We start from the raw sequence: 10,984 nt of genomic DNA, 5'->3' as shown, positions 1-10,984 counted from the left end.
TTTAATAGGGTTTATGTGCTTTGTTTTTTTCTTTTAAAAGTATAAATTGCAGAGCTGAAGGGATTAATCCCCACCACATGCTTAGAAATGTCTGGAATGATAAGGGGATCATGCAATAAGCCACTCTCGTTGAAAATCTGTTTGATTTCAATTTCAGTAGGTTTATAGATGACGTCGAGTTTTAGTTCGCAGCACATTGATCTGAGGACATCTGATATGGATAGCTTAAAGACCTCATCCTTTGCGTTGTGAACGACTAAGAGACAATCATATGTTGCTTGTTCTTCAGCGTGAATTGTATAGACGATTGCATTGTGATCAGGACCCTCTATGTCGACAAAATGAATTTTATCCCTGATTTCATTAGGGTCTGTCATGCGGAAACTCTTATGGTTTTTCCTAAGTTCTATCAAGTCCTTGACATAGAGATAAAAAGCGTAATGGTGTTTCTTATCGTGCCAATTGACCCCGTTTATGGATAAGGGTGCATTATATGAGTTATGGTTTCCCTTTTTATTTCTCAAGAATTCATTGCCTGCATGGAAAAAAGGAATGCCTTGAGAGGTCATTAAAATATTAAAGCAGAGTTTATTGATTTTAATCCAGTCCTCATACGACTTGTCTGCCATTGATTTTGCAATTTTATCGAATAGAATTAGATTATCATGTGCGTTGAAATAGTTGATGGTTTCACAAGGGTTCATTGCGAAACCGATGTAAGTTTTATCATAAGGAATTGACCCCAGAATCCCTACTTTTACATCGTGTTCAGAATCCTTATTACCCTGAACAAACCCCCGACCTTGACCGTCGTTGTCACCCTTAATGGCATTTCTAAAATCGTCATTGAAAAGTGAGAAACATTGGTTGCACTGAACACCCTTGTAAACACGCTTGTGGTCTGGCAATAATGATAACCCCCCAAGCCAAGGTTCGCCATAGATCATGATTTCAGGGTTGATTTTCTGGAGTTCATGAATGGCATATTTAATGGTGTCGATATCAATCAAGGCCATAAGGTCGAACCGAAAGCCGTCAACTTTATATTCTTTTGCCCAATAACAGAGGGAGTCTATAATGAACTTCCTAGCCATTGGTTTTTCAGAGGCAAACTCATTACCACAGCCTGAGCCATTTGAGAAAATACCATCCTCAGTTATGCGATAATAATAGCCAGGGACCAGTGCATTGAAGTTGGATTGACCGCCTCTGAAGGTGTGGTTATAAACCACATCTAATATGACTTTAAGGCCCCGCTCGTGAAGTGTTTGTACTAAAGCTTTTAATTCTTTAACTCGAGAAACAGGGTCGTTTGGATTTGAGGCATAACTGCCTTCAGGCAGGTTAAAATGCTCTGGATCATAGCCCCAATTGTATTCATTAGGGGAATCAGAGCTTTCATCCACGGTGAGAAAATCGTTGACTGGCATTAAATGAACATGTGTAACGCCAAGGTCTACGATATGGTCAAGCCCTGTGGAATAGCCATCAATGCTGGCGCCCTCCTCTGTTAACCCTAAGAATTTGCCTTTGTGAACGACACCCGAACTCTCGTCACCAGTGAAGTCTTTTATGTGCAACTCGTAGAGAATCGCATCACACTTATGATTGCCCTTGGGTGGATGATGGTGTACAAAGCCTTCTGGATTTGTTTGCTTAAGGTCAATGACAGCCGTTCTCAGGCCATTTGCACCAGCGGAGAGGCCATAAGGGTCTGTTACTTCTAACTCGTGATTGATTATAAACGTGTAATAAGTGCCATGTAAATCACCAGCGATTGTTATGGTATGCACGCCATCATCAAGCTTCGTCATCATATGCAGTGTTCTGTTAAGTGCTTGAGGATGCTCATAAAGCGCGACCTGTATATGATTTCGAGTAGGTGCCCAAACATTGAATTCTGTCTCAGTCGGGGTATAAGAAAAGCCTAATTTTCGGTCGGTTACTGGATATTCCATAGAATCACCTTCACTTAGTCCTATAATTTAAAATCTAAGGGTTTACGATTTACGTTCCATATGCCGGATGCGTATTTTTCAATAGTGTAGTCTGCTGAGAAAGAGCCGGAACAAGCAATGTTGGAAAGTGACATTTTCATCCAGTGAGGCTTGTTTCGATAATAAAGTGAAATACGTTCCTGAGCGTCACAATAAGCTTCAAAATCTTTTAGGATAAAGAATTCATCGTTAAATCTTAAGAGCCTGTCCACAATTGGAATAAACTCGTCTTTTGGTACTGGCAGGAAGCTGTTGACCAGCTGATCCACGACCTTCTTAAGATTTGGATCGCTGTTATAAACTTCAAAGGCGTTGTAATTGCCATTTTTATAATAGTCATATACCTCTTGGTCTCGGAGACCGAAAATGACGATGTTGTTCTCGCCAACCTCTTTCATAATCTCTATATTAGCACCATCTAAGGTTGCCAAAGTCACTGCACCATTCATCATAAATTTCATGTTACCTGTGCCAGAAGCCTCTTTCGAAGCAGTGGATATTTGTTCGCTCACATCAGCTGCAGGAATCATTCTACCTGCCAAGGAAACACCATAGTTTGGCAAGAAGACAACCTTGAGTTTGTTCTTGATGGTTTTGTCGTTATTGATGACAGTGCCCACAGTATTGATCAGTTTGATAATCTGTTTAGCCACATAATAACTCGGTGCTGATTTCCCAGCAAAGATGAAAGTACGCGGTGGCATATCGAGGTTTGGATTTTCTTTAAGTTGATTGTACAGGTGCATCACATGTAATATGTTGAGATGCTGTCTTTTGTATTCGTGAATTCGTTTTGCCTGCATATCAAAAATAGAGTAAGGGTCGACATCGACGTCCAGTTTTTCTTTAATGTATTTTGAAAGTTGGGTCTTGTTATGGTGTTTAATGTCGTAGAGTTTATCAAGAAAGACTTTATCCTCTCGATATTTTAAAAGGTCTCTTAAGACAACAGGATTCTTTTTAAATCCATCACCAATGGTCTCTTCAATTAAATCCGTCAATTTAGGATTTGCGTTGAGCAGCCAATGACGGTGCATGATACCGTTGGTCTTATTGTTAAACTTAGTTGGATAAATATTGTTAAAGTCTTTAAGTTCTTTGGTTTTAAGAATCTCTGTATGAAGTTTGGCTACGCCATTTATACTGTGTGATCCCACAATTGCAAGATGTGCCATTTTGACGATACCGTCATTGATAATGGCCATTTGCTTGATTTTATTTTCATCTGTATATTGGTAAACATTTTTTAAGGTATCCACAAAACGATGGTTGATTTCTTCGATGACCATTGTAATGCGTGGTAAGAGTTCCTTCATCATGTATAGGGGCCATTTTTCAAGTGCCTCTGCCATGATGGTGTGGTTGGTGTATGAAATACAGGTCGTAGTGATTCGCCAAGCTGTGTCCCAGTCAATGCCTTCCTCATCGATGAGTATTCGCATGAGTTCAGGAACAGCAAGTGCTGGATGTGTATCATTGATATGGATCGCAATGTGATCACTGAAAGAAGTCATGGGTAGATCCAATTTTTTATAAGAGGTAATGATGCTCTGAATCCCCGCGGAAACGAAAAAGTACTCTTGCTTTAGTCTTAAGAGCTTGCCTTCATCATAGGCATCGTTTGGATAGAGAATTTGTGTGATGATTTCAACAGAGTGTTTTTTTTCAAAGGCGCTTAAATAATTGCCGCGTGAAAAGTTTTCAAAGTCGAAAATGTCTTCAATTTCTTCAGCAGACCACAATCTCAATGTATTTACAGTGTTGTTTTCATAACCTAAAATTGGCGTGTCATATGGGACCGCTCGAACGGCATCGTAATCCACGTGTTTGAAACAGAGGCGATCTTCTTCCATATAGGTTTCCACGTGTCCATTGAACTTGACTTCAACAGCTTTGTTGGGTCTTTTGTATTCCCAGACGTTGTTGTTGACAAGCCATCTGTCGGGAAACTCTACTTGATAGCCATCGATTATTTTTTGCTCGAATAAACCGTTTTTATATCTTATACCGCAGCCGTGGCCTGGGATAGAAATTGAACTCATGGCATCTAGAAAACATGCTGCCAGCCTACCGAGACCACCATTTCCAAGACCTTGATCCATCTCGACTTCAATCAGGTCATCTAAATTTATGCCAAGTGCATTGAGGCCATCTCTTGCCGTATCGTATATCCCCAAGTAATTGAGATTATTTGCGAGAAATTTCCCAGTCAGGAACTCCATTGAAAAGTAATAAACTTGCTTTGATTTATCAGCGCGATAAGTGGCGTTTGTGTTTGCCCAAAGACTGCCGATATAGTCCTTTATCATTTGACCCAGCGCATTGTATCTTTCCAATGAAGTTGTGTCCTCAATTTGCCTTGCACTTGAGGCTTTAATTGCAGCCATGTAATCTTCTTTAAAGCTATCTACTGAAAGTTTCATATTTTTCACCTCATAATTTCAAATTATGAATTCCTTATACCCAATAATTCATAATATATCTCTAGGTATTCCTTTGATGAGGTTTTCCAGCTATGGTCTGCAGACATAGCATGCTTGATCATCAAATTCCAATTTGGTTTATCCTTGTAACGTTCAAGGGCTTCCTTAATGGTGAAGAGAAGTTCGTGGGCGTTGTAGTTCATAAAGCAAAAACCGTTGCCTTCTCCTGTGAATTTATTAAAGGGAATAACGGTATCCTTTAAGCCACCAATTTGTCTTACGATTGGAATAGACCCATATCTAAGGGCAATGAGCTGGCTTAGACCGCAAGGTTCAAAGAGTGATGGCATTAAAAACAAATCAGTACCCGCATAAATAGCATGAGATTCGTATTGGTCAAAATAAATGCGGGCAGCGAGTTTATGTGGATAGCGGTACTGATAGTATTTGAACATATCTTCATATTTCTTTTCGCCTGTTCCCAGCACAACCAATTGAATATCCTCCTGCAAAAGCTCTTCAAGGATATGGTCTACAAGGTCAAGCCCCTTCATGTCCACCAATCTTGAGACAATGGCAATCATGGGGATCGCAGGGTCCACTGGAAGTCCGAATTTGATTTGCAAATGCATTTTTAATTCATCTTTCCGCTTGATGGAACGTTTGTCAAAATGAATGACGATGTTAGGGTCTTTGCTGGGGTTATACAAATCGTAATCGATACCGTTTACAATGCCAGTGAGTTTATGCTGGTATTTTTGGATGATGCCATCTAAATTTTCCCCAAAATAAGGATAAGTAATTTCATGTGCATAGCTCTTTGAAACCGTTGTAATATGGTCAGAATAAACGATTCCGCCCTTAAGCAGATTGATGCTGTCATAGAACTTAAGCGCATCTTCCGTAAAATAATCTGTCGGTAAATTGAGCAAATCACCCAGCACATAAGGGTCAAAAACCCCTTGGTATCTCAAATTATGGATGGTAAAAACCGTTTTAATATGATCGTAAAAAGGATCGTGTTTTTTGTAGTAGTCCAGAAGGACATTTACAGCGGCGGTATGCCAGTCATGAGTATGGATAATGTCGGGTTTAATGTCCAAGAACTTCAAGGCAGCCAAAACAGCCTTTGAAAAATAAATGTACCTTTCAGCATCGTCACCATCTCCGTACAATTGGTGGCGTTTAAAATAGTATTCATTGTCAATAAAGTAGTAGGTCACTTTATCATATTCCATTTTGAAGATACCGACATATTGGTGACGCCAACCTAATGTGACTTCTGTTTCACCAATAAACGTCATTTCACTTCTAAAAGTCTTGTTGATTTTGGCGTGGAGGGGTAAAAAAACCTCCACATCAACAGTGGGTGAATTCAATGCTTTGGGAAGGGAACCTGCAACATCTGCAAGGCCTCCCGTCTTAGCAAAGGGTGCTGCTTCAGAAGCAACAAATACGACCTTCATTTAAACAACCTCCTTAGCAATTGAAGCCTTTTTACCGGCAATATAAGGATTGTTTGGTTCGCCGATGAGTGTAACACCTGCATTTATTGTCGCACGTTTATCCAAGATGACATGGTTGAGGTGTACATTTTTTTGTATGTCGGCTTTTTGCATGATAATCGAATTCTTGACAATAGCGCCTTTTTCGATTTTTACACCACGGAATATGATTGAATTCTCAACATAACCGTCAATTTGACAACCATTGGCAATAAAAGAGTTTTTAACCTTTGCGTTGGATTTATAATAGGTTGACGGTTCATCTTTGACTTTGGTAAAAATTTGACCGTGCTTGAAAAATAGGTCATTTGACACTTCTGGGTTTAAAATTGCGAAATTTGCCTCAGCGTAGTTTTTGATATTGCTGATACAAGAAACATGACCGTCAAACTTGTGTGTAGTGACTTTGTACTTGTGCAAGTTGTTAAAAACAGCTTGTTTTAAGAAGTTTGCCGACCCCTTTTCTATGGCGTCAAATAAGATATCAAAGTAAATCTCTTTTTTCATGAAGTACATTTCCAAGGAAAGATTGAAATTTTCATCTTTACCGAGATTTGTTCCCACACTTTCAAAGTTGCCTTTTTTATCAAGATGAATTTTATCGCATCCGATAAAGGCGTGATCCTTGTCCTCAACAGGCTTATAAATCATGGAAATATCAGCACCTGAATCAACAAAGTCTTGGTAGGCTGCATTAAGGTCAATATTTGCAACCATATAGGATTTTGATAGGAACAAGTGCTCCTGTTTTGCGTATTTGATAAATGAGTTGTTTTGATAAAAGAGATCAAGGTCTCCAACACGCTTATAGGTGGACGTGTAATCGTATGTTGGCGTAAAAAGGAAAAGACCGTTGATTTTGCGGTCGAGATCCCAAGGGCGGCCAGAGCCAAGATGATCCATTACAGACCGTACTTTGTTACCTGTGAAGACGCCAATCCCTGTAATGCCACTGTTGACCATGTTTGACAAAATGAAGTCGAGAACACGGTATCTACCAGCAAAGGGAAGCATTGAAGTTGGTCTACTTTGGCAAAGGACACCAAAGTTATTATCTATTTCACTTAAATTGACTATTCCTAAACAGTTTTTCATGTGGTCACCTCTTTCTAAGATTCAATAATTTTGTTTTTCGAAACAAGATAGACAATGGTATCGTTCTCAGTGCCAATTTTAGTTCCGGCTTTAACAACCACATCTTCCATAACGACAGCGTTATAAACTTCTGCGCCTTCTTCGATGACACAACCCGATAGTAGGACACTGTTCACAACCTTGGCGTTCTTTCCAACCTTAATTTCATTGAAGAGCACTGTATTGTAAAGGCTCCCCTCAATTCGACAGCCCTCATTGATCAACGAGTTGGCAACGGTTGCCTCGGCAGAGATAAAGTGAGGGGGTAAATGTCTGTTCTTAGAATAAATTTTCCAATTTCGATCGTATAGATCCAAAGTGTTGGTATCGGCAAGAAGGTCCATGTTGGATTCCCAGTAGCTCTTGATTGTACCAACATCCTTCCAATAACCTTCAAAGGTATAGGCAAAAAGCTTTTTGCCATCGTCCATCATTTTCGGAATAATGTCGTGGCCGAAATCGTTGCTTGAGTTTGGATCTTTTTCGTCTGCAATGAGATACTTGCGAAGGGCCTTCCAGTCGAATATATAAATCCCCATCGAGGCTAGATTTGACTTTGGATTTTTAGGTTTTTCCTCAAACTCAATAATGGACATATCTGGATTGACATGCATTAGGCCGAAGCGCGATGCCTCATCCCAAGGCACTTCAATGACTGAAATGGTCACGTCTGCTTTTTTCTCCATGTGGTAATCGAGCATGATGGAATAGTCCATCTTATAAATATGGTCTCCCGAAAGGATGAGTACAAACTCAGGACTGAGTTCATCTATAAAAGAGATATTCTCGTAAATGGCATTGGCAGTGCCTTTATACCAGCGACCACCCTGTTCGTTTGTGTAAGGTGGTAAGACTCTAACGCCGCCAGTTCTGCGGTCGAGGTCCCATGAACTTCCGATGCCTATGTGTGAGTTTAAGTGATAAGGTTTGTATTGCGTCAAGATCCCAACATCAAAGATACCAGAGTTTGAACAATTACTAAGTGGAAAATCGATAATACGATATTTACCACCAAATGGAACAGCAGGTTTTGCAACGTCTTTTGTCAACAGTTTAAGTCTTGATCCTTGACCACCTGCAAGGAGCATAGCAATCATTTTGCCTTCTTTCATGGGTTAGTCCTCCTTTAATTTTAAATATAAACCACCATAAGAGGGGAGAGTTATTCTCAGTGCGTGAAAACGATGATGCATGAGTTCTTTTTTAGAGGTATAGTGTTTGCCAGCGTTTGTGGTTGAACCTCCATATTTTTGTGCATCCGTATTTAAAATCACTTCATATTTGCCTGGGATGGTCACACCCACAGGATAATTCTTACGCTCAACTGGTGTGAAGTTGAGCACTACGACAAGTCTTTGACCCTTTTGGTCGATTCTTTCAAAAGAAATGATGCTTTCGTTGGCGTTATCTACTTCGATCCATTCATAGCCATCATAGCTGGTGTCGAGCTCGTAGAAACAAGCGTTTTGACGATATGTCCAGTTCAAGTCCTTGACGAAGTGCTTGAGCTTCTGATGAGCTTCGTAGTCGAGTAAATGAAAATCGAGGGCTTGCCATTCGTTCCACTCGATAAACTGACCAAATTCACCGCCCATAAAAAGGAGCTTCTTGCCAGGATGCGCCATCATATACGCGTAGAGCAAGCGGAGATTGGCAAACTTTTCTTCATAGGTTCCCGGCATTTTATTGAGAAGTGATTTCTTGCCATGAACCACTTCATCATGACTCAGTGGCAGGACGAAGTTTTCAGAAAAGGCGTATGTGATTGAAAAGGTAAGGGCCTTGTGGAAGCCTTTTCGAAAAACGGGATCTAGTTGCATATACTCCAAGATATCGTTCATCCATCCCATATTCCACTTGTAGTTAAAACCGAGGCCACCATCGGATATGGGTCTTGAAACCATTGGCCATGAAGTGGACTCCTCTGCCATCATTAAGGTACTTGGAAAGGCTTTAAAAACGACTTGATTCATCTTTTTAATAAAGTCTATGGCTTCTAGATTTTCAACACCGCCATACTTGTTTTTAAGTAGCTTTCCGCCAAAATTTAGATAGAGCATATAAGCAACAGCATCGATTCTTATGCCGTCCACATGATAAAGCTCATGCCAGTAAAAGATGTTGGAAATTAGGAAGGTATTCACTTCTGGTTTTGTATAGTCAAAGTTTACCGTCCCCCATTGATCGTTATGTGCCCGGTCATAATCAACGGATTCATAACATGGGCCGCCATCAAAATGGTAGAGGCCGTGATCATCCTTGCAATAATGACCTGGTACCCAGTCTAAAATCACACCGATGTCGTTTTGGTGGCATTGATCTACAAAGAACATAAAGTCCTTGGGTGTGCCATATCTTGAGGTCGGTGCGAAGTAGCCGGTTAACTGATACCCCCAAGACCCGTCATAGGGATGCTCCATAATGGGCATTAGCTCTATGTGGGTATAGCCCATTTCCTTAACATATGGAATCAATTCATAAGCAAGGTCGTGATAAGAATATTGTTTACCGTCATGTTTTTGTCGCCAAGACAAAAAGTTAACTTCATATATATTGAGTGGACTGTGGTAGTGATCTGTTTTTTCTCGTTTATGTAGCCACTCCTCATCATGCCACTGGTAGCCTGAGAGGTCGTAATATTTTGATGCTGTATTTGGTCTTTCTTCAGCGTGAAAGGCGTAGGGGTCAGCCTTGAAGTGGACGCTATGGTCGGGACCGATGATGTGGTATTTATAAGAGTCAAAGGGTTGCACGTTCACAACACAAATTTGCCAAAGTCCGCTATTTTTTATGCGCTGCATAGGATGTCGGGCGGCGTCCCAATCGTTGAAATCCCCTATGAGGTTAACTTGTTGCGCATTGGGTGCCCAGACGACAAATCGGACGGCATTTACATCGAATCGGCTGATGGCGTGAGCACCTAAAAATTCGTAACTCTTGTAAAAAGTACCCTCGTGAAAAAGATGAACATCAAGCTCGCCTTCATTCAAATAAAAGTAGCCCTTCTCTTGAATGTATTGATTGATTTCGTGTGGTTGCATTTTATCACCTAACTTTCTGTTTCAAGAAGTATATTTAAAAATTTTTGAGTTGCCAAGGAGAGTGGTTTGCTTTTGTTTGTTAATATACCCACATTTATTTTAGGAATGTCTTCTATTATCTGAACTTGTCTTATTTTTCCCGAGTTCAGGTCTTGCTCAGCGACATTTTTTGAAACAAATCCAATGCCCATATTGGCTTTCACAGCTTCTAAGATTACTTCTAATGAGCCAAATTCAAAAGATGGGTGTAGATTTAGCTGATGTATCCGATAGAATTCTTCTAAAATTTTGCGTGTTGTCGATTTTTCTTCGAGACAAATCAGGGGATAAGCATTGACATCTTTAAGTGAGAGCCGGGCGTAAAGCTTGGTGGACAAATAGGCCTCGGTTGCGATAAAGATATTGTCAATGGTGCTGAAGGGGATGACGTCAAGACCATCATAATCTACATTGGGATTGAGGTTGATGATGGCAATGTCAATTTCACCGTTTTTCAGACGTTCGACTGAACGTGGAGAAGGACGGTTGTTGATGGAGAGTTTGACCTTGGGATAGAGGGCGTTGAAGGCTTTGATCTTAGATAATAGTAGGTATCGCGTTATGGTATCGCTGGCACCAATAAATACTGTTCCTTCGTCTAAGGACTTTATAGAATTTATGGAATTTTCAGCAGACTTAATGAAGTTAAATGCCTTTTCAACGTGCTTAAATAGGACTTCACCCTCAAAAGTTAGACGAATGTTTCTGCCTTGTCTAAAAAATAAGGTGACCTCAAGCTGCGATTCCAAGGACTTAATGGCCTGGCTTACCGCAGATTGGGTCACGTGAAGATTCTGTGCCGCTTTTGAAAAATTGAGCTCATCTGCTGCAAAATAGAAGAACTT

The 10,984-nt window shown here is 40.3% G+C and carries 7 protein-coding genes; all 7 read right to left on the bottom strand.

All coding sequences use genetic code 11. The features are described 5' to 3' along the window. Positions 1-11 precede the first annotated feature (11 nt). On the bottom strand, positions 12-1,958 hold the full coding sequence (pulA, locus tag AC220I_RS12430) for a type I pullulanase (RefSeq protein ID WP_486724161.1): 1,947 nt from the start codon (positions 1,956-1,958) through the stop codon (positions 12-14). 20 nt (positions 1,959-1,978) lie between these two features. Continuing rightward, positions 1,979-4,420: a glycogen/starch/alpha-glucan phosphorylase gene (locus AC220I_RS12425; protein WP_486724160.1), complete on the bottom strand. Its 2,442-nt coding sequence runs from the start codon at positions 4,418-4,420 to the stop codon at positions 1,979-1,981. Between the two features lie 23 nt (positions 4,421-4,443). Continuing rightward, the gene (gene glgA, locus AC220I_RS12420; protein WP_486724159.1) at positions 4,444-5,886 is read right to left on the bottom strand and encodes a glycogen synthase GlgA; all 1,443 of its coding nucleotides are present in this window, start codon (positions 5,884-5,886) and stop codon (positions 4,444-4,446) included. Next, positions 5,887-7,020 carry a glucose-1-phosphate adenylyltransferase subunit GlgD gene (gene glgD / locus AC220I_RS12415; RefSeq protein WP_486724158.1) on the bottom strand — a complete coding sequence of 378 codons (1,134 nt, stop codon included), beginning with the start codon at positions 7,018-7,020 and terminating at the stop codon, positions 5,887-5,889. Positions 7,021-7,034: 14 nt separating this feature from the next. Next, positions 7,035-8,171, bottom strand: coding sequence for a glucose-1-phosphate adenylyltransferase (locus AC220I_RS12410; RefSeq protein ID WP_486724157.1), 1,137 nt, complete (start codon positions 8,169-8,171; stop codon positions 7,035-7,037). A 3-nt stretch (positions 8,172-8,174) separates the two neighbouring features. Beyond that, a complete protein-coding gene (gene glgB / locus AC220I_RS12405; protein ID WP_486724156.1) occupies positions 8,175-10,100 on the bottom strand; it encodes a 1,4-alpha-glucan branching protein GlgB in 1,926 nt (641 codons plus the stop codon). A gap of 8 nt (positions 10,101-10,108) precedes the next feature. Then, the coding region (locus AC220I_RS12400; protein ID WP_486724155.1) for a LysR family transcriptional regulator at positions 10,109-10,984 on the bottom strand (876 nt) is incomplete at its 5' end.

It is taken from the genome of Fusibacter sp. (assembly GCF_057447755.1).
This window is presented reverse-complemented; position numbering and strand designations above follow the sequence as displayed.

Excerpts from the sequence above, each read along its gene's own strand:
- AC220I_RS12425 (WP_486724160.1), bottom strand. The coding sequence starts at position 4,420 with ATGAAACTTTCAGTAGATAGCTTTAAAGAAGATTACATGGCTGCAATT.
- glgB (WP_486724156.1), bottom strand. The coding sequence starts at position 10,100 with ATGCAACCACACGAAATCAATCAATACATTCAAGAGAAGGGCTACTTT.
- glgD (WP_486724158.1), bottom strand. The coding sequence starts at position 7,020 with ATGAAAAACTGTTTAGGAATAGTCAATTTAAGTGAAATAGATAATAAC.
- pulA (WP_486724161.1), bottom strand. The coding sequence starts at position 1,958 with ATGGAATATCCAGTAACCGACCGAAAATTAGGCTTTTCTTATACCCCG.
- glgA (WP_486724159.1), bottom strand. The coding sequence starts at position 5,886 with ATGAAGGTCGTATTTGTTGCTTCTGAAGCAGCACCCTTTGCTAAGACG.
- AC220I_RS12410 (WP_486724157.1), bottom strand. The coding sequence starts at position 8,171 with ATGAAAGAAGGCAAAATGATTGCTATGCTCCTTGCAGGTGGTCAAGGA.